Raw genomic sequence first — 18,239 nt, forward strand, 5'->3', positions numbered from 1 at the left:
TCCGGCAACCCTGCTCCTTATTTCTCCCTCCGCACTGGGGGGTTTTGGGGGCGGGGGGTATCAAACCCCGACAACCCCCCCCCCACTCCCGGGTGCCGTAGAGGATGTCGCGGCCCTGTTCGGCGGCACGCGTGATGCTCTCGCCGACGAAAGCGGTGAACCGGGAGATGTTCTCGAGGCGGACGCCCGCCGGGGTGCTCGCGCCGAGCACGGTGACGCCTTGCCGAGCGGTCTCGGACAGCTGGGCGATGGTGCGGGCGCTGGCGATCATCGACTGGTACCAGACGTCGTCGTCGACGATGTACCGCTCGCGCCTGCGTTCGTCGCGTTCACGCCGGATCAGTCCTTGGCCTTCGAGGAAGGTGACCGCCTTCGAGATGGACGCCGGGCTGACCTGGAGGCGCTGGACGAGTTCGGCCGCGGTGAGTGTGCCGCTGTCGGCGGTGTAGAGGCAGGTCAGCACCCCGGCCATCATCTTCGGCAGCCCCTGCTGGACGAGCAGCGCGACGAACGACTCCTCGTACTCGCGGACGGCCTCGGCGTCGCGGCCGTGTGCGAGCGGCGGCGGCTGCTGGCCGCGCGGCGCCGTTTGCCTGCGCCGATGCGTGCGGCGCTCGGTGGCGTGATGGGCCAGGTCGGCGCGATAGCCGGTGGGGCCGCCGTTGCGCAGTACTTCGCGCGTGATCGTCGAAGTGGGACGGTCGAGCCGCCTGGCGATCTCCGCGTAGGCGAGACCGTCGGCCACGCCCAGCGCGATCTGCTGGCGCTCCTGCTGAGTGAGCCTGCCTCCCGGCATCGCGATCTCCTTCCCGCTGAGCGCTCAGCATAGCGTTCGATTCACATCCATTGCAACGAAAAGCGACCGCACGTTGCATTGAATTCAGATCCATTGCAACGATTGCAAGGCTTTTAACTGCATAAACAGAAATTCTTCGCAACGAAGTTGTTGCCAGAGATATGAACGCAACGTAGCTTTTCCATCATCAGAAACAACGAACGCAGGAGCTGAACACCATGCAGAAGTTCGACACCCCCACCCCGATCTCCGCCGTCATCGACATCCCCGCCGGGCGCGTCCAGTTCATCGCCGCCGACCGGGCCGACACCGCGGTCGAGGTCCGGCCGACCGACGCCTCGAAGGCCCGCGACGTGAAGGTCGCCGAGCAGACCACGGTCGACTACTCGGGCGGTGTCCTGCGAATCGAGGCGAAGAGCAAGGCCCTCGGCAACACCGGTTCCATCGAGGTGACGGTCCAGCTGCCCGCCGGGTCCCGCGTCGACGCCAAGGCGGCCGCCGCCGACTTCCGGGGCGTCGGGCGCTTCGGTGACGTCACCTTCGAAGGCGCGCAGAGCTCGATCAAGATCGACGAGGCCGCGAGCGCCCGCTTCACCACGCAGGCCGGTGACGTCACGGTCGGCCGTCTCACCGGCCCCGCGGAGATCACCACCCAGCAGGGCGCCATCCAGATCGACGAGGCCTCGAGCGGCGCGGTCACCCTGAGCACCCAGTCCGGCGACGTCTCGATCGGCGCGGCCGCAGGCGTTTCCGCCTCGCTGGACGCAGGCACCTCCTACGGCCGCATCCACAACTCGCTCATGAACACCGGCGTCGCCGGCCTGACCATCCGCGCCACCACCGCCCACGGCGACATCGCCGCCCGAAGCCTCTGAACAAGGAAGAGAAACACGTGAGCATCACGCAGGCTTATCAAGCAGCGGAACGACTTCTTCGCCGCCCCGCCAGCCCCGGCGAACTCGTCGTCGGCGACAGGGTCCGTCCACAGTGGATCGACGGAGGCGCTCGCTTCTGGTACGCGGTCAATACCGGAGCCGGTCACCGGTTCGTGCTGGTCGACCCGGCGGCGGGCACCCGTGACCCCGACTTCGACCCGAGCACACTCGCGTCAGGCCAGCCGGGCAACCCGCTGGAGGTGCCGTCACCCGACGGCAAGGTCGCCGTTTACCGGCGAGGCCACGACTTGTGGGCTCGCTCGCTCACCGACGGCCGCGAGTGGGCGCTGACGACCGACGGCGAGCCCGGCTACGAATACGGCCCCGGCCCAGACTGCACGAGCAACCCCACCCTGCTGCGCAAGATCGGCCTGCCGTACTTGCCGCCCGCGGTGGCCTGGTCGCCGGACTCGACGAAAGTGCTGGCACATCGGACCGACGAGCGCGCCGTCCGGCAGACCCACCTGGTGGAGGCCAGGCCCGCCGACGGCGGCGTGCCCGTCACGCACACCCAGCGGTTCGCCTACCCCGGCGACGAGAACATGCCGCTGGCCGAATTGGTCGTACTCGACGCCACCGACGGTTCGGTGGTCCGTGCGCAGGCCGAGCCCCTGCTCATGCCGGTGTTTTCGCCGATCAGCGTCAAGTGGGCGTGGTGGGCGCCGGACGGCTCCGCCGTCTACTACCTCGACCAGCCCCGCGACCTCCGCACCCTGACCCTGCGCCGGCTGGACCCGGCCACCGGTGCGGTCACCACCGTGCTCAGCGAGACAGGGCCGACCCGCGTGGAACCCAACCAGTGGCGGACCGATCCGCCGATCGTGCGGATACTGGCCAAAGAGGTGCTCTGGTACTCGCAGCGCGACGGCTGGGGCCACCTTTACCGCTATGACCTGCACACCGGCGAACTCCGAGGGCAGGTCACCTCCGGCGAGTGGGCGGTGCGCCAGATCCTGCACGTCGACGAGACCGAGCGTGCGGTGTACTTCACCGCCTCCGGGCTGGTCGCCGAGGACCCCTACCGGCGCACCGTGTGCCGGATCGGCCTGGACGGCACCGGCTTCACCAAGCTCACCGACGACGACCTGGACCACGTCGTCACGATGCCGGAGGGCATGCCGTACTTCGTCGACTCAGCGTCCACTGTGGACACCCCGCCGGTGGCGACGGTACGCGATCGGTCCGGCCGCGTGCTGGTCGAGCTGGAACGCGCTGACATCACGAAGCTCGAAGCCGCCGGCTGGTCGGCGCCGGAACGGTTCCGTGTGAAGGCCGCGGACGGCGTGACCGACATCTACGGCGTGCTGTACCGCCCGCACGGCTTCGACCCGGGCCGGCGTTATCCGGTGGTGGACAATGTCTATCCCGGTCCGCAGGTCACCAGGGTCGCCCCGTGCTTCGACCCTGGCGGGATGGGCCTCGACGCGGAACCCCTCGCCGCACTGGGTTTCGTGGTCGTGGCACTCGACGGCCGGGGCACCCCTGGCCGGAGCAAGGCGTTCCACGAGGCCCGGCTGGCCGACGCGGGCAGTCTGGTCGACCATGTCGCCGCACTGGGGCAGCTGGCCGCAACCCGGCCGTGGATGGATCTCGACCGGGTGGGCGGGTTCGGCCACTCCGGTGGCGGATTCGCCGCGGCCAGGGCGATGCTGGACTTCCCGGAGACCTACAAGGTCGGCGTGGCGATGTCCGGCTCACACGACGTCCCCACCTTCAATCTGGGCTTCGCGGAGACCTACGACGGCGCGGGCAATCCGGAGGCATGGACCCGTGCGTCCAATGTGGACATCGCGGATCGCTTGGCAGGCAAGCTGTTGCTCATCCACGGTGAGATGGACGACCAGGTCCATCCCGCCCAGACACTCAGGCTGGCCGACCGGCTTGTCGCGGCGAACAAGGACTTCGAGCTGTTCATCGTGCCGGGCGCCGAGCACACGTTCATCGACTGCCTGGCGTACGTCCGCACGCGTGCCTGGGACTTCCTGGTGCGCGAGCTGATGGGGACCCGGCCACCGGCTTACCGCCCGGCGCCGATCGTGATCGGCCCGGAACTGCTCGCCGAGATGTTCGGCTAGCCCGCGAGTGAACGCACGGCAGGTGCGACGGCCGCCATCGCGTCGGCCATGCCGTGACCGTAGAAGCCGTTGTAACCCTCATAGCCGGCGCAGTACGCGTCCTGCGTGCCGTCGCCGGTGAGGTCGTAGTCGTCGGGGCACGCGATCGGCTGCGCTTGGGCGTCGAGCGTCTTGCGCAGCTGTCGCGGTCCGTAGCCGGGGTGCGCCGAAGCCATCAGCGCGACCACGCCGGCCACGTGCGGGGCCGCCATCGAGGTCCCGCACAGCGGCGCGTAGCCGCCGGGCACGGTCGACAGGACGCACTCGCCGGGATCGCCGCCCGGCGCCGTGACATCGATCACGCCGAGCCCGTACGAGCTGTAGCCCGCCTTGATCCGGTCGGCGCCGACGGCCGAGACCGCCACCACGTCGCGCAACCCGGCGGGCAGCGCCTCACAGCCGGTGGCCTTGGCCGACCCCGACCGCGGCGAAGGGGTCAGGTTGACCGCCTCGTTCGTCGCCGCCGCGATGTTCAGCGTCCCGGCGGAGGTGCTGTAGTCGACGGCGCGCGCGAGCACCTCTCGCACGACCCGGTGATCTTTGTTGTGCGCGCACGACAGGGACCACGGGTCCACGAAGAAGCTGCTGTTGGTCACCTTCATATGCTGCTTGGCCGCCCACATCAGCCCGCAGACGGCGGCTTCGGGGTCGACATACCCGCGGTCGTCGATCACCTTCACGGAGGCGATCCGCACGCCGGGCGCGACGCCGGTGACGCCCTTGCCGTCGTCCGCGGCCGCGATGGTGCCCGCGACATGGGTGCCGTGCGCCGAGGTCGTCGGCACCCAGGCCCTGGGGCTGGTGTCGGGCGCGCCGGTCAGGCACCCGGCCGACTCGTCGGCGGCCAGCGCGGGCGCCAGGTCGGGGTGGGCCGGGTCGACGCCGGAGTCGAGCACGCCGACGACCACGGACCGCTTGCCCGGGTTGACGGCCCTGGCCGCGACGGCGTTGATCGCCTTCATGTCCCACTGCTCGTCGGCGCGGTCGGCGGCGGGCACCTTGGCAGGGTCGGTCTGGGGAAGCTCGGAACGGGCGGGCGTCGGCTTCACCGCCAGGTTCTGCTGCGTGGCGAGCCGCTCGGCCTGCGCGCTGAACGCGCGGTCCGCCCCGAACCGCTCACCGAAGCGCGGATCGGGCGAGGTCGCCACGCCGACGGCGATCTGCGGGTAGTACACGGTCGTGGCGCCACAGGCGGTGGTGATCTGCGACTCGGCCTCGGCCTGGGTGGTGCCGCGGGCGAACACGGTCACGTAGCGCAGCGCCCGCCCGGCGGAGGGGCAGGTCGAGGAGGCCTCGTCGGCGTCGGCGGGGCCGGTGACCAGCGCGATCACCAGTGCCGCGCAGCCCAGTGCGACCAGCGGTCGTGCCAGCACGCGCACCGCACCTCCCCGCTCGATCGAATGGCCTTCCACCTGCCTGAAGCCGCACGGTAATCACCGATCGGCGGGCGGACAAGCGCTGGCGGAAAGTTCGCCCGAGAGGTGGGCCGCCGCTGCCCATGGTGACCTGATGGTGACTCGCCCGTGTCACCGGCCACACGGCGAGCGGGCGGTCGTGTGGGATACTCGAATCGGTCGTCAGTTCCGCAGGCGCCGCCTGCGGCGTTACGACCCGGTGAAGGACCTCGCGAGCTCCGCGCTCGTCGCTGCTTTGCAAGCGGCTCGACGAAGGCGTGGTAGGTGGGCGGCGAGGGCCCCGCCGAAGTGGACCTCAAGCCGTGCTCGGCTGTCGGAGAGTATCCGGCGCCGTGGCCGGTCTAAGGCAAGGATTCCCGTCGTCGGTGACCACCACGGCGGAACGAACAGAAAGGGGCCCCTGCGCGGCCGCGTCATTGCCGGTGGTTACCGGCAGACGCGCCCGGGGGCGGAGGAGATATATGTCGAACGCGGACACACCCGCCGAGAACACCGGCGGGAATACCGCCACATCCACGACCGGTCCGCTGGACGGCCTGCCCGCCAAGATTCGCGTGCACGCGCTGGCCAAGCTGCTCGATTCGAACAGCCGCGAACTGCTCACCAAACTCACCGAACTGGGCGAAAGCGTCCGGAGCGCGCAGTCCAGCGTGTCCCGTGACGTCGCGATCAAGGTCGCCGAGGCGCTGGGTCTCGTCAGCGAGCCCGAGGCCGAAGTGACCCCGGAGCCTGCCGCCGAGCCGGAGCCGGCACCCGAGCCTGAGCCCGCCCCGAAGCGCCGGGTCGCCGCGCACGTGCCGGTGTTCGCCGCGCCGTCGCCGATCTTCCTGCCGCCGGAGCCGGTGGCCGCCAAGCCCGCGCGCAAGGCCGAGCCGGTCCGCAAGCCGGAGCCCGAGCCCGTCGCCGAGGTGGACGAGGACGTCGAGGACGAGCAGGCGCAGGCCGAGGGCGCCGACACCGGCGATGACGGTGACGACTCCGGCCGCCGCCGCCGTCGTCGCGGCCGCCGTGGCCGTGGCCGTGGCAAGGGCGCCGAGGACAACGCCGACGAGGGCGACGAGCAGTCCGAGCCCGCCGAGAAGTCCGGCGACGAGGATGCCGAAGCGGTGGTCGAGGCCGTCGCCGAAAGTGACGACACCGAGGCCGACACGGACGCCGGAGACGCCGACGGCGGCACCAAGCGCCGTCGCCGCCGTCGCCGCCGCAAGGGTGGCGAGGACGACGGCGACGTCGCCACCGGCGACGACCCGCCGAACACCGTCGTGCACACCCGACCCGCCAAGGGCGAGGCCACCGAGCGACCCGAGCGCGGTGAGCGTGAGCGCCCCGCCGCCCGCGACGAGGTGCGCAGCGTGCGCGGCTCGACGCGGCTGGAGGCCAAGCGCCAGCGCCGCCGTGACGGCCGCGAGGCCGGTCGCCGCCGCGCGCCGATCCTGTCCGAGGCCGAGTTCCTCGCCCGCCGCGAGTCGGTCGAGCGGGCCATGATCGTCGCCGAGCGCGGCGAGTCGACGCAGATCGGCGTGCTGGAAGACGGCGTGCTGGTCGAGCATTTCGTGACCTCGTCGGGCACCGGCTCGATCGTCGGCAACGTCTACCTCGGCCGCGTGCAGAACGTGCTGCCGTCGATGGAGGCCGCCTTCATCGACATCGGCCGCGGCCGCAACGCCGTGCTCTACGCCGGTGAGGTCGACTGGGACGCCGCGGGCCTCGAAGGCAAGGCGCGCAAGATCGAGCAGGCACTCTCCAGTGGCGACAGCGTCCTCGTGCAGGTCACGAAGGACCCGATCGGCCACAAGGGCGCCCGCCTCACCACGCAGATCTCGCTGCCGGGCCGCTTCCTGGTCTACGTCCCGGCCGGCGGTGCCACCGGTATCTCCCGCAAGCTGCCGGAGAACGAGCGCCGCCGCCTCAAGGACATCCTCAAGCGCATCGTCCCCGAGGACGCCGGTGTGATCATCCGCACCGCCTCGGAGGGCATCAGCGAGGAGGAGCTCGGCCGCGACGTCTCACGTCTCAAGACGCAGTGGGACGTCATCAAGGAGAAGGCCGACGCGAGCGCCGGCAAGAAGTCCAGCGCGCCGACCCTGCTCTACGAAGAGCCCGACCTGCTGGTCAAGGTCGTGCGCGACCTGTTCACCGAGGACTTCTCCACACTGGAGATCCAGGGCAACACGGCGTGGGAGACCATCCACACCTACGTCGAGAACGTGGCGCCGGACCTCGCGGACCGGCTCAAGCGCTACACCGGCACCGGCGACGCGTTCCACGACCACCGCATCGACGAGCAGATCACCAAGGCGCTCGACCGCAAGGTCTGGCTGCCCTCCGGTGGTTACCTGGTCATCGACCGCACCGAGGCGATGACGGTCATCGACGTCAACACCGGCAAGTTCACCGGCTCGGGCGGCAACCTCGAAGAGACGGTCACCAGGAACAACCTGGAGTCCGCCGAGGAGATCGTCCGCCAGCTCCGGCTGCGTGACATCGGCGGCATCATCGTCATCGACTTCATCGACATGGTGCTCGAGTCCAACCGCGAGCTCGTGCTGCGCCGCCTGACCGAGTGCCTCGGCCGGGACCGCACGCGGCACCAGGTCGCCGAGGTCACCTCGCTCGGCCTGGTGCAGATGACCCGCAAGAAGATCGGCACCGGCCTGCTGGAGGCCTTCTCCACCTCGTGCGAGCACTGCAAGGGCCGTGGCGTCGTCGTCACGACCGAGCCGCAGCGCACGCCGGGTGGCGGCTCCGGCAACGGTGGCGGCCAGCAGCAGAGCCAGCAGCAGCAGTCGTCTTCGGGTGGCGGTGGCGGCGGTTCGCGCCGCTCGCGCAACCGTGGCGGCGGCAAGGCCGACGAGGCCGAGCAGCAGCAGGCCGCCAAGGTGGAGGCTCCGACGCCCGAGCAGCGTGAGTCGGTCGTCTCGGCCGTGCAGGCCATCGCCAACGCCGCCAAGGCGAAGGACGAGGAGCACGCCGCGCTGAACGGCCACGCTCACGTCACCGAAGAGCCGTCACAGGAAGTGACGAGTGAGGCCGCTGAGGTCGTCGAGGCCGAAGAAGCCCCCGAAACCACGGTCGAGGTGACCGAAGCGGCCGAGGCCGCCGAGGTGCCCGAGACCGCGGAGGTCACGGAAGAAGCCCAGGTGGAAGCCGCTTCGTCGGCGACTACGGACTTCATCCCCGAAGAGCCCGCTCCCGAGGTCAGCGTCCCGGCTCCGGCCGTGCGCTCGGCCAGGCGGCGGCCGCGCAGGGCGGCTTCCCGCCCGGCAGGCCCGCCGGTCAGCGCGGAGAACCCTTCGTGAACGGGGTTTGACCACCCCGGTGTGACCCCTTTGCAGCACAGCACGTAACCTGTAATGCGGCCCGCCAGTAGAGCGGGCCGCATTGTGCCGGACTTGGACCGCTCATCCCACGGCGGGCCGTCCGCACAATCCCCCACCCGTTGTCGAGTAAGCAGGAGACTCCCGTGTCGGCGTACGCGATCGTCAAGACCGGCGGCAAGCAGTACAAGGTGGCCGTCGGCGACGTCGTCGAGGTCGAGAAGCTCGAGGGCGCGCCTGGTACCGAGCACACCTTCCCCGCCATCCTCATTGTGGACGGCGGCGAAGTGACCACGGACGCAGACGCGTTGGCGAAGGTCTCGGTTACCGGCAAGGTCGTCGAGCAGACCAAGGGTCCCAAGATCCGCATCCACAAGTTCAAGAACAAGACCGGTTACCACAAGCGCCAGGGTCACAGGCAGAAGCTGACCCTCGTCGAGGTCACCGGCATCAACCAGTAAAGGACCCGAGTCAGCATGGCACACAAGAAGGGTGCGTCTAGCTCCCGCAACGGTCGTGACTCCAACGCCCAGCGGCTCGGGGTCAAGCGTTACGGTGGCCAGGAAGTGAACGCGGGCGAGATCCTCATCCGCCAGCGCGGCACCAAGTTCCACCCCGGCGTGAACGTCGGCCGTGGCGGCGACGACACGCTGTTCGCTCTCGCGGCCGGTGCTGTCCAGTTCGGTACGAAGCGTGGCCGCAAGACGGTCAACATCGTTCCGGCCGAGACGGTCGACGCCTGAGTTAAACCTCTGACGAGGGGTGGGGCCGGAATATCCGGTGCCACCCCTCGTTTTGTTTTGTAAGCAGTTTTCGTAGGCAGAGAGGCAGTTCCCATGGCGTCCCGGTTCGTTGACCGCGCGGTCATTCATCTGGCCGCGGGCGACGGTGGGCACGGCTGCGCCTCGGTGCACCGCGAAAAGTTCAAGCCACTCGGCGGCCCCGACGGCGGCAACGGCGGCAACGGCGGTGACGTGCTACTGGTCGTCGACCCGAACGTCCACACGCTGCTCGACTTCCACTTCCGCCCGCACGCCCGCGCAGGCAACGGCAAGCAGGGCGCGGGCGACGACCGCCAGGGCGCGGCGGGGGAGACCCTGACCATGCACGTGCCCAGCGGCACGGTCGTGATGACCGAGGACGGTGAGATCCTCGCCGACCTGATCGGCGCGGGCACCACCTTCGTCGCCGCCCAGGGCGGCCGCGGCGGCCTCGGCAACCGCGCGCTGTCCTCCAAGGCGCGCAAGGCGCCGGGGTTCGCGCTGCTCGGCGAGCCGGGCGAAGAGCGCGACCTGGTGCTGGAGCTGCGCTCCGTCGCCGACGTCGGCCTGCTCGGCTTCCCGTCGGCAGGCAAGTCGTCGCTGATCTCCGTGCTGTCCGCCGCGAAGCCGAAGATCGCCGACTATCCCTTCACGACACTCGTGCCCAACCTCGGCGTGATCACCGCTGGCGAGATCGTCTTCACCATGGCCGACGTCCCCGGCCTGATCCCCGGCGCCAGCGAAGGAAAGGGCCTCGGCCTGGACTTCCTGCGCCACATCGAGCGTTGTGCGGTGCTGGTGCACGTCATCGACTGCGCGACCTTCGAAGCGGGCCGCGACCCGCTGTCCGATGTGGACGCGCTCGAAGAGGAACTCGCCCGCTACACGCCCGCGCTCGGCGGCGACCTCGCCGACCGGCCGCGGGTCGCGGTGCTCAACAAGATCGACATTCCCGAGGCCGCCGAGCTGGCCGAGATGGTCCGCCCCGAGCTTGAGGCCCGAGGCCTGCCGGTCTTCGAGATTTCGACCGCTTCACGCGCGGGCCTGCGTGAGCTGACGTTCGCGCTCGGCGCTGTCGTCGAGAAGTACCGTGCCGAGCAGCCGGCGGCCGAGCCGGAGCAGGTCGTCGTGCGGCCGAAGGCGGTCAACGAGGACGAGTTCACCGTCGTGGAGGACCCGTCGGAAGAGGGCGCCTTCATCGTCAAGGGCAACCGGCCCGAGCGCTGGATCCGCCAGACCGACTTCAGCAACGACGAGGCCGTCGGCTACCTCGCCGACCGCCTCAACCGGCTCGGTGTCGAGGACAAGCTCGCCAAGCTGGGCGCACAGCCGGGCAGCCCGGTCACCATCGGCGACGTCCAGTTCGACTGGGAGCCGTCGACGCCGGGCGTGGCGGCCATGATGACCGGCCGTGGCACCGACATCCGGCTGGAGAACAACAACCGGATCGGCGCGTCCGACCGCAAGGAGGCCCGCCGCATCCGTCGTGACGGGCCCGACGAGGTGGCCGGCGAGTGAGCACGACCCGGCAGGCGATCGCCGGAGCACGCCGCCTGGTGGTCAAGGTCGGCTCTTCGGCGCTGACCACGGCGGGGGACGGTCTCGATGTCTCCCGGCTCGACGCGCTGGTCGACGCGTTGTGCGAGCGCATCGCCCGCGACTGCCAGGTCGTGCTGGTCTCCTCCGGCGCGATCGGTGCGGGGCTCGCCCCGTTGTCGCTGGCCAAGCGCCCGCGTGACCTGGCGAGCCAGCAGGCCGCGGCCAGCGTCGGCCAGCTCGCGCTGGCGCACGCGTACGCCGAGTCGTTCGGCCGGTATTCGCTCACGGTCGGCCAGGTACTGCTGACCTCCGACGACGTCGTCCGGCGCGCGCACTACCGCAACGCGCAGCGCACCTTCGACCGGCTGCTCGCGCTGGGCGCGGTGCCGGTCGTCAACGAGAACGACACCGTTGCCACGGAAGAGATCCGGTTCGGCGACAACGACCGGCTCGCCGCACTGGTCGCGCATCTCATCGGTGCCGACGCACTCGTCCTTCTGTCCGATGTGGACGCCCTGTATGACGGGGATCCCCGCGATGGAGCCACTCGCAAGATCGCCGAGGTCAACGGTCCGTCCGATGTGGACGGAATCACCGTCGGCATGTCCAGCTCCGGCCTCGGCACCGGCGGCATGGTCTCCAAGCTCGCCGCCGCCAGGACGGCCGCGGGCGCCGGCATCCCGGTGCTCCTCGCTTCCGCGGCGGACGCGGGCAAGGCGCTCGCCTCCGCCGACGTCGGCACGGCCTTCGCCGCCGCCGATTCCCGGCTCTCCGCCCGCCGTTTCTGGCTCGGCTATGCGGCCGACCCGAGCGGTGTCCTCAAACTCGACGACGGCGCGGTCACCGCGGTCGTCCGTCGCCGCCGGTCACTGCTGGCGGCGGGTATCACCGGCGTCGAGGGTGACTTCCAGGCAGGCGACGTCGTCGATCTCGCCACCCCGGCCGGTCGCGTGGTCGCGCGCGGAGTCGTCGGCTTCGACGCCATCGAACTCCCCGAGCTCATCGGCCGCTCCAGCCACGAACTCCCGGCCGAGCAGCGCCGCGAGGTCGTGCACGCCGACGACCTAGTCCCGCTTCGCTAGGGCTTTCACGAGCCGGGTCAGCTGCTCGGCGTAGGCCTCGGTGAACTCCGGTGACGTCGGATCGAGGCCGGTGGCCGCCCGCGCGACGCGCGCGAACGCGAACGGCGCGCTCGCCGTCGCGATGAGCGCGAGCAGCAGGAACCCGGGATCGAGGTCGTCGGGGAAGTCCCCGGCCGCCTGCCGGGCGCGCATGTAGTCGACCTGCCGCTGCATGAACTCACGCTGCGCGTCGAAGCCGACATCGCTGTCTTCGAGGTTCTCCCAGACGAACAGCCTCGCCGCGTCCCGGTCGGCCGGTCCGACGAAGACGAACTGGCGCAGCACGTCGGCCAGCGGGGTCGTCGGATCGGTGATCGCCGAGTTGTTCCGGTATCCCGACGCGGTCAGCTCGTTGTACAGGCCTTCCTTGCCGCCGAAGTAGTACGAGATCAGCTGCTTGTTGACGCCCGCGCGGTCCGCGATGTCGCTCACGCGGGTCGCCGCGTAGCCCTTCGCGCCGAACTCCGCTTTCGCGGCCTCGACGATCTTCGCCTTGGTCCGCTCTGGGTCGCGCTGCCGCTCGGCGGGCGCTCTACGGGGAGTCACGTCGGTCAGCCTAGCCGATGACTCAATCAAATCTCTGGTTGACTTAATCATCCATTCGGTTGATAGTGGTCTCATCAAACGAGACCAGGGGGTATCGAGATGACTTTCCACGTGGCGATCATCGGCGGTGGCACGGGTGGCCTCTGCCTGGCGCACGGACTGCGCGAGGCCGGCGTCAGCGTCGCGGTGTACGAGCGGAGCCGCACCCGCACCGAGCGGCTGCAGGGCTACCGCGTGCACCTCAACCCGCATGGCGCGGCCGCGTTGCACGAGTGCCTGCCGCCGAAGCTGTGGCGGCGGTTCGTCGAGACGACCAGCAAGCGTGGCGGCGACTACGTGTTCCTCACCGAGCAGTTGACCGAGCTGATGCGGATCGAAAACGCGCTGAGCTCGAGCCCGGACCCGGTCAACGCGCACCATGGGGTCAGCCGGATCACGCTGCACCAGGTGCTGTCGTCGGGGCTTGAAGACGTGCTGCACTACGACAAGACGTTCGTTCGCTACGAGCAGGCCTCGACCGGCCGGGTGGTCTGCCACTTCGAGGACGGCACCACCGCCGAGGCGGACTTGGTCGTCGGCGCGGACGGCGCGAATTCGCGGGTGCGCAAGCAGTTCCTGCCGCACGCGAAGCGCGTCGACACCGGCATCCGGGCCATCGCGGGCAAGTTTCCGCTGACGGAGGAAACGCGCAAGCTGGTGCCTGAGCGGCTGATCGACGGCCCGAACAGCGTGTTCCCGCCGCACGGCTGCGGCTTCTTCACCGCGCCGCACGAGTTCGACGGCGGCGAGAACGACGGATCGGCCGAGGTCGACGACGTGCTGTTCGACAACACCGGCAGCTACGTCATGTGGGCCTATGGCGCGAGCGCGAAGCGTTATGCCGACGGACTGTCCGAAATGGACGGCGCGGCCTTGAAACAGGCCGTGCTCGAGCAGATCGAGGCCTGGCACCCCGCCTTCGTGCGGATGGTCTCCGAGTCACCTGAAGGCTCGATCTCCCTGATGCGGATCCAGACTTCGGAGCCGGTCGAGCCGTGGCCGACGTCATCGGTCACCCTGCTCGGTGACGCGATCCACAGCATGACGCCGATGCGCGGCATCGGTGCCAACACCGCGCTGCGGGACGCGCAATTGCTGTGCCGCAACCTGGTCGCGGCCTCCTTCGGCGAGATGACCGTCACCGAAGCCGTTTCCCTGTACGAGACCAGGATGCGTGACTACGGATTCGAGGCGGTGCGCACGTCGCTCAAGGCGGCCGAGCAGTTCGTCTCGGAGAACCGCGTCGGCCGCACCATGGCGAAGGGCATGTTCCGGTTCATCGAGGCGGTGCCGCCCTTGAAGCGCCGCATGTTCGCCGATCAGAAGGACTAGAGGCGCTTAGGCGTCTCGATGCCTAGTAAGGACAGCCCGAGCACGAGAGCGTCCGAGGTCAGGCGGGCCAGTGAGAGCCTGGACTTCCTGATCTCGGCGTTCTCTTCTTGGAGCACTGGGCAATGCGAGTAGAACTGCGAGAACGCCGTCGCGAGATCGTAGAGATACGTGCACAGCTTATGAGGCGCGTAGCTCTCCAGGGTGGCCGCGAAAGCGCTCGGAAACCGCAGCAGCGTCAGTAGCAGCTCACGTTCCTGCGGCTTGGTAAGCAGAATCGGCCCGCCGTCCTCGTCCGTCTTGGCGAGGATGCTCCGGCCCCGTGCGTTGGCGTACTGGAGGTAGACGTTGGTGTTGCCCTCCATCGCCAGCATCCGGTCATAGCTGAACGTGTAGTCCCGCTCGCGGTCGCTCGACAGGTCCGCGTACTTCGCCGCGCCGATGCCGATCGCCCGCGCCACGGCCGCCTGCTCGGCTTCGGGCAGGTCACTGCGCTCGGCGACGATCGAGGCCGCCCGGTCGACGGCTTCGGTCAGCAGCTCGACCAGCCGGATCGACTTGCCGGCCCTGGTCTTCATCATCTTGCCGTCGTCACCGAGCACGGACCCGAAGCCGAGATGTTCCGCGTGATGCTCGTCGGTGAGCCATCCCGCCTGGCGGCACACGGCGAACAGCATCGCGAAGTGCTGGGCTTGGGGCGTCCCGACGACATAGAGCAGGTCGGTGGCGCCGCGTTCCCCGGTCCAGTACCGGAACGTGGCGAAGTCGGTGGCCGCGTAGCCGTAGCCACCGTCCCGCTTCCGCACGATCAGCGGCAGCCGGTCGCCCTCCCGGTTGGTGAATCCCTCCGGGAACACACACACCGCGCCGTCGCTGATCTCGGAAATGCCTTCGAGGGACTCCACGATCCCGTCGAGATAAGGGTTGTAGAAGCTCTCGCCGTAGACGTCGTCCCGGGTCAGCCCGATGCCGAGCAGTTCGTAGACCTCGTCGAAGTGCTTGAGTGATTCGTCGACCAGCTGCCGCCAGCGTTCGAGGGTCGGCTCGTCACCGCTCTGCAGCAGCACGACCCGTTTCCTGGCCCGGTCGGCGAAGTCGGGGTCGGCGTCGAACCTGGCCCTGGCCTCGCGGTAGAAGGCGTTGAGGTCGGCGATGTCGCCGGTGACCTCGGGCAGGTGCTCGATGAGCATGCCGAACGGCGTGCCCCAGTCGCCGAGATGGTTGTGGGGGAGCACCTCGTGCCCGGCGAACCGCAGCATCCGCGCGAGCGCGTCGCCGATGATGGCGGACCGCAGGTGCCCGACGTGCATCTCCTTGGCGACATTGGGGCTGCCGTAGTCGATCGCGATCCGCCGCGGCGCGGCTTCGGGCACGCCGAACCTGGGATCCTCCAGCAACGCGTTCGCCTTGTCCTGCAAGGCTTCCGTGCTCAGCACGAGGTTGACGAACCCCGGCCCGGCGACGGTCACCTCACCGAGCAGGTCGGCGGAATCCAGGTGCTCGACGAGCTGGGCGGCGATCTCACGCGGTGCCTTGCCGAGCCTCTTGCCGAGGCTCATCGCGACGTCGCACTGATAGTCGACACCGGCGCGAGCGGACGGTCGGACCAGTGCTTCTTCGGGGGTGAGCACCAGTCCTGTCGCCGCTTGGATGGCGCGGGTGACCCGCCCAGCCAGCTCGATACCGAGGTCGCCGTTCATGCGCGCACCGTAGCCGCCGGTGACGCTGAGGTCCACTCGTTTACCTGAGCTCGCTGGCCTTCGTCTCCGGCAGCCGCGAGATCACCACGAACGCGATGGCGGCGCCCGCGGCGACGTACCAGAAGAAGACCGTCGACATCCCCGCGTTCGACAGCAGCTTGATCACCAGCGGCGCGGTCCCGCCGAACAAGGCGACCGTCAGGTTGTACCAGGCGCCGATCCCGAGCCCGCGCAGTTCGGTCGGGAACAGCTCGCTCATGATCGCGGGCGCGATCGAGGTCATGGCCGTGTACAACGCCAGCCCCACGCAGAAGACGAGCAGCAGGTTCCAGAACCCCGGCTTGACCAAAGTGGACAGCGGCACGATCACGATCGCCGTCGCGGCCGACCACACCAGCAGCTGCGGCTTGCGCCCGACGCGGTCGGCCAGCGCGCCCATCGGATACTGCAGCGCCACGAACAGCGCGGTCGCGATGGACAACGCCAGGAACACGTCCACCGCGTCGGCCTTGCGCGTGGTGACGGCGAACGGCGTCAGCGCGCTGAAGAAGGTGTAGTAGCAGAGCGTCGAGAGCATGCTGAAGCCGACGACCTGGCCCACCGCCTTCGGGTGCTCCTTGATGGTGAGCAGCAACGGGCGCTTGACCTTCTCGGCCTTCTCGCGGTTCCGCTCGAATTGCTCGGTTTCGGCGAGACTCCGCCGCAGCCACAGTCCGATCAGGCCGAGAATGCCGCCGAGCAGGAACGGGATCCGCCAGCCGTACGAGCCCAGATCGGCCTTGCTCATCGTCTTCGACAGCACGAACCCGAGCACCGACGCGACCAGCACCGCCGACCCGGTCGAGATGTAGAAGAACGCCGAGTACCGGCCCCGCCGTTCCTTCGGCGCGATCTCCGCCAGGTACGCCGACGCGTTGGACACCTCGCCGCCGAGCGAAAGCCCCTGCGCGACCCTTGCGAGCAGCAGCAGGATCGGCGCCAGCCACCCGACCTGCGCGAACGTCGGCAAGATCGCGATCGCCACCGATCCGCCCGCCATCAGCACGATGGTCAGGATCATGGCGGGCTTGCGCCCCTTCAGATCCGCGAACCGCCCGAGCAGCACCCCGCCGAGCGGCCGGAAGAAGAACGCGAGCGCGTAGGTCGCGAACGTGTTGATCTGCGCCAGCGCGTCATTGCCTGCCGGGAAGAACGCGGTGGCGAAGTAGATGCTGAACGTCGCGTAGATGGTCCAGTCGAACCATTCGAGCGCGTTGCCCACGCTCGCCGCGAACAGTTTCCGCACCGGCAGCCGATGCTCGACCTGTGTTTCTAGCGCCACCCCGGCCACCTTCCCAGCTCAGTGGACGGCACTTTGCCAGATGCCCCACTATCCGGGAAGTGCCTCACGATTCGTCGTGAGTTGGTATAGCCGGTTCTGGTGGACTCGGACTCGACCGCGAACTCGTGCCCGTCATTTGGGGCGGTCGCGGCGGAGGCTGGCCGCGTCACGGCGCAGCCGGTCCATGCGCTCGCTGATGGCGGTGACCTGGTCGGCCAGTGCGCCGTGCTGTCCGGTCAGATGCGGATGCGCGTCGCTCAGCGGGGCGAGCAAAGAGGCCGCGTCGTCATCGCCGAGCGCGTCGCCGAGCCGGTCGGCGCTGCGCTGGGCCGCCGCGCCCAGTCCGCCGAGCGCGCTGACCTGACCGGCGAGTTTCCGCAGTGTCGCCGAGTTCTCGCGCGCCCAGGCCGCTACCGCGCGGTCGCCTGCCCGCTTGTCGCGTTGCGCGTCGACCCGCGCTTCGCCGGTGCTCTCACCGGTGACGGAAGGCTGCAAGCGCAGATATCGGCGCTCGGCGGCCTGGCGGCTCGCCACGCCGAGCGCGGGCGCCAGCGCCGCCCAGCTCGTGCCATTCGTGCGGGCCGCGGTGATGAGCTCGGGCTCCCAGGTCGCCAGCTCGTCGCGGAGCAGACGCAACGTGGTCAGCGCCCAGAGCAGCCGCTCGGCGTCCGGTTCGCCCGCGCGCACGCTCTGGATCTCGGTCAGCGCTTCGAGTGGGTCCATGGTTGTCATCCTTTTGACGACGTTCTACTTGTCATCGTTTGGATGACATGTTAGAACAGTGGTGCGTGTTGACACCAGACCGGACAACAGGAGGTGGAACCCGATGTTGATGCGCACCGACCCGTTCCGCGACTTCGACCGCTTCGCCCAGCAGGTTTTCGGATCCCCGGGCACCTGGTCGAAGCCCGCCGTCATGCCGATGGACGCCTACCGCTCCGGCGACGAGTTCGTGGTCTGCTTCGATCTTCCCGGCGTGGATCCGTCGGCCATCGAGCTCGACGTCGAACGCAACGTGCTCACCGTGAAGGCCGAACGCCGCCCGCTGCCGAGTGGCGACGACGTGCAGATGCAGGTCTCCGAGCGGCCGCTGGGCGTGTTCTCCCGCCAGCTCTTCCTCGGCGACACTCTCGACACCGAGCGCATCGACGCCGCCTACGACTCAGGTGTGCTGACGTTGCGCATCCCGATCGCCGAGAAGGCGAAACCACGCCGGATCACCATTTCCCAGGCCGACAGCGAGCGCAAGGAGATCAAGGCGTGAGTGCTCGGGTGGCCGCGCCGCCGGGCGCGGCCACCCGGCCTT

At 69.3% G+C, this 18,239-nt stretch carries 15 protein-coding genes; 9 read left to right on the plus strand and 6 right to left on the minus strand.

The genetic code is table 11. The features are described from left to right. Positions 1–796: helix-turn-helix domain-containing protein (locus ACFV15_RS36090; RefSeq protein WP_378356331.1), on the minus strand; the 796-nt coding region annotated here is incomplete at its 3' end. 218 nt (positions 797–1,014) lie between these two features. Between ACFV15_RS36090 and ACFV15_RS36095 the strand changes: the two genes are divergently transcribed. Together ACFV15_RS36095 and ACFV15_RS36100 are read left to right on the plus strand one after the other, a co-directional pair. Next, complete coding sequence (locus ACFV15_RS36095) at positions 1,015–1,671, plus strand: DUF4097 family beta strand repeat-containing protein (RefSeq protein WP_378356333.1); 657 nt, start codon at positions 1,015–1,017, stop codon at positions 1,669–1,671. 17 nt (positions 1,672–1,688) lie between these two features. Beyond that, positions 1,689–3,806 carry a DPP IV N-terminal domain-containing protein gene (locus ACFV15_RS36100; RefSeq protein ID WP_378356335.1) on the plus strand — a complete coding sequence of 706 codons (2,118 nt, stop codon included), beginning with the start codon at positions 1,689–1,691 and terminating at the stop codon, positions 3,804–3,806. Here ACFV15_RS36100 and ACFV15_RS36105 read toward each other — a convergent pair. Next, complete coding sequence (locus ACFV15_RS36105) at positions 3,803–5,224, minus strand: S8 family serine peptidase (RefSeq protein WP_378356336.1); 1,422 nt, start codon at positions 5,222–5,224, stop codon at positions 3,803–3,805. The genes ACFV15_RS36100 and ACFV15_RS36105 overlap by 4 nt on opposite strands. A 497-nt stretch (positions 5,225–5,721) precedes the next feature. Between ACFV15_RS36105 and ACFV15_RS36110 the strand changes: the two genes are divergently transcribed. The 5 genes from ACFV15_RS36110 to proB all read left to right on the plus strand — a co-directional run bounded on the left by ACFV15_RS36110 (position 5,722) and on the right by proB (position 11,959). Further along, positions 5,722–8,559 (plus strand): translation initiation factor IF-2 N-terminal domain-containing protein, encoded by a 2,838-nt coding sequence (locus ACFV15_RS36110; protein ID WP_378356337.1) that lies wholly within the window; start codon positions 5,722–5,724, stop codon positions 8,557–8,559. 164 nt (positions 8,560–8,723) lie between these two features. Then, positions 8,724–9,038 carry a 50S ribosomal protein L21 gene (rplU, locus tag ACFV15_RS36115; RefSeq protein WP_378356339.1) on the plus strand — a complete coding sequence of 105 codons (315 nt, stop codon included), beginning with the start codon at positions 8,724–8,726 and terminating at the stop codon, positions 9,036–9,038. 15 nt (positions 9,039–9,053) lie between these two features. Further along, complete coding sequence (rpmA, locus tag ACFV15_RS36120) at positions 9,054–9,320, plus strand: 50S ribosomal protein L27 (RefSeq protein ID WP_378356340.1); 267 nt, start codon at positions 9,054–9,056, stop codon at positions 9,318–9,320. Between the two features lie 93 nt (positions 9,321–9,413). Beyond that, a complete protein-coding gene (obgE, locus tag ACFV15_RS36125; RefSeq protein WP_378356342.1) occupies positions 9,414–10,856 on the plus strand; it encodes a GTPase ObgE in 1,443 nt (480 codons plus the stop codon). Continuing rightward, the gene (proB, locus tag ACFV15_RS36130; protein ID WP_378356344.1) at positions 10,853–11,959 is read left to right on the plus strand and encodes a glutamate 5-kinase; all 1,107 of its coding nucleotides are present in this window, start codon (positions 10,853–10,855) and stop codon (positions 11,957–11,959) included. The genes obgE and proB overlap by 4 nt, the downstream gene beginning before the upstream one ends. On the opposite strand, the gene ACFV15_RS36135 is transcribed toward proB, so the two are convergent. Next, entirely contained in the window at positions 11,942–12,544 is a 603-nt protein-coding gene (locus ACFV15_RS36135; RefSeq protein WP_378356345.1) for a TetR/AcrR family transcriptional regulator, read from the minus strand. The genes proB and ACFV15_RS36135 overlap by 18 nt on opposite strands. A gap of 99 nt (positions 12,545–12,643) precedes the next feature. On the opposite strand from ACFV15_RS36135, the gene ACFV15_RS36140 reads away from it, so the two are divergent. Then, the gene (locus tag ACFV15_RS36140) at positions 12,644–13,915 is read left to right on the plus strand and encodes an FAD-dependent oxidoreductase (RefSeq protein WP_378356347.1); all 1,272 of its coding nucleotides are present in this window, start codon (positions 12,644–12,646) and stop codon (positions 13,913–13,915) included. Here ACFV15_RS36140 and argS read toward each other — a convergent pair. The 3 genes from argS to ACFV15_RS36155 all read right to left on the minus strand — a co-directional run bounded on the left by argS (position 13,912) and on the right by ACFV15_RS36155 (position 17,665). Beyond that, positions 13,912–15,612 carry an arginine--tRNA ligase gene (argS, locus tag ACFV15_RS36145; RefSeq protein WP_378356381.1) on the minus strand — a complete coding sequence of 567 codons (1,701 nt, stop codon included), beginning with the start codon at positions 15,610–15,612 and terminating at the stop codon, positions 13,912–13,914. The genes ACFV15_RS36140 and argS overlap by 4 nt on opposite strands. Before the next feature lie 40 nt (positions 15,613–15,652). Continuing rightward, positions 15,653–16,942: an MFS transporter gene (locus ACFV15_RS36150; protein ID WP_378356349.1), complete on the minus strand. Its 1,290-nt coding sequence runs from the start codon at positions 16,940–16,942 to the stop codon at positions 15,653–15,655. Between the two features lie 123 nt (positions 16,943–17,065). Then, positions 17,066–17,665: an HSP18 transcriptional regulator gene (locus ACFV15_RS36155; protein ID WP_378356350.1), complete on the minus strand. Its 600-nt coding sequence runs from the start codon at positions 17,663–17,665 to the stop codon at positions 17,066–17,068. A gap of 94 nt (positions 17,666–17,759) precedes the next feature. On the opposite strand from ACFV15_RS36155, the gene ACFV15_RS36160 reads away from it, so the two are divergent. Then, positions 17,760–18,197, plus strand: coding sequence for an Hsp20/alpha crystallin family protein (locus ACFV15_RS36160; protein WP_378356351.1), 438 nt, complete (start codon positions 17,760–17,762; stop codon positions 18,195–18,197). Positions 18,198–18,239: the final 42 nt, after the last annotated feature.

Source organism: Amycolatopsis sp. NPDC059657 (genome assembly GCF_042734395.1).
Taxonomy (GTDB): domain Bacteria; phylum Actinomycetota; class Actinomycetes; order Mycobacteriales; family Pseudonocardiaceae; genus Amycolatopsis.

What these genes read in the sequence shown, in the direction of transcription:
- ACFV15_RS36095 (WP_378356333.1), top strand. Translation starts at nt 1,015, where the DNA reads ATGCAGAAGTTCGACACCCCCACCCCGATCTCCGCCGTCATCGACATC.
- ACFV15_RS36110 (WP_378356337.1), top strand. Translation starts at nt 5,722, where the DNA reads ATGTCGAACGCGGACACACCCGCCGAGAACACCGGCGGGAATACCGCC.
- rpmA (WP_378356340.1), top strand. Translation starts at nt 9,054, where the DNA reads ATGGCACACAAGAAGGGTGCGTCTAGCTCCCGCAACGGTCGTGACTCC.
- obgE (WP_378356342.1), top strand. Translation starts at nt 9,414, where the DNA reads ATGGCGTCCCGGTTCGTTGACCGCGCGGTCATTCATCTGGCCGCGGGC.
- ACFV15_RS36140 (WP_378356347.1), top strand. Translation starts at nt 12,644, where the DNA reads ATGACTTTCCACGTGGCGATCATCGGCGGTGGCACGGGTGGCCTCTGC.
- argS (WP_378356381.1), bottom strand. Translation starts at nt 15,612, where the DNA reads ATGAACGGCGACCTCGGTATCGAGCTGGCTGGGCGGGTCACCCGCGCC.
- ACFV15_RS36155 (WP_378356350.1), bottom strand. Translation starts at nt 17,665, where the DNA reads ATGACAACCATGGACCCACTCGAAGCGCTGACCGAGATCCAGAGCGTG.
- ACFV15_RS36160 (WP_378356351.1), top strand. Translation starts at nt 17,760, where the DNA reads ATGTTGATGCGCACCGACCCGTTCCGCGACTTCGACCGCTTCGCCCAG.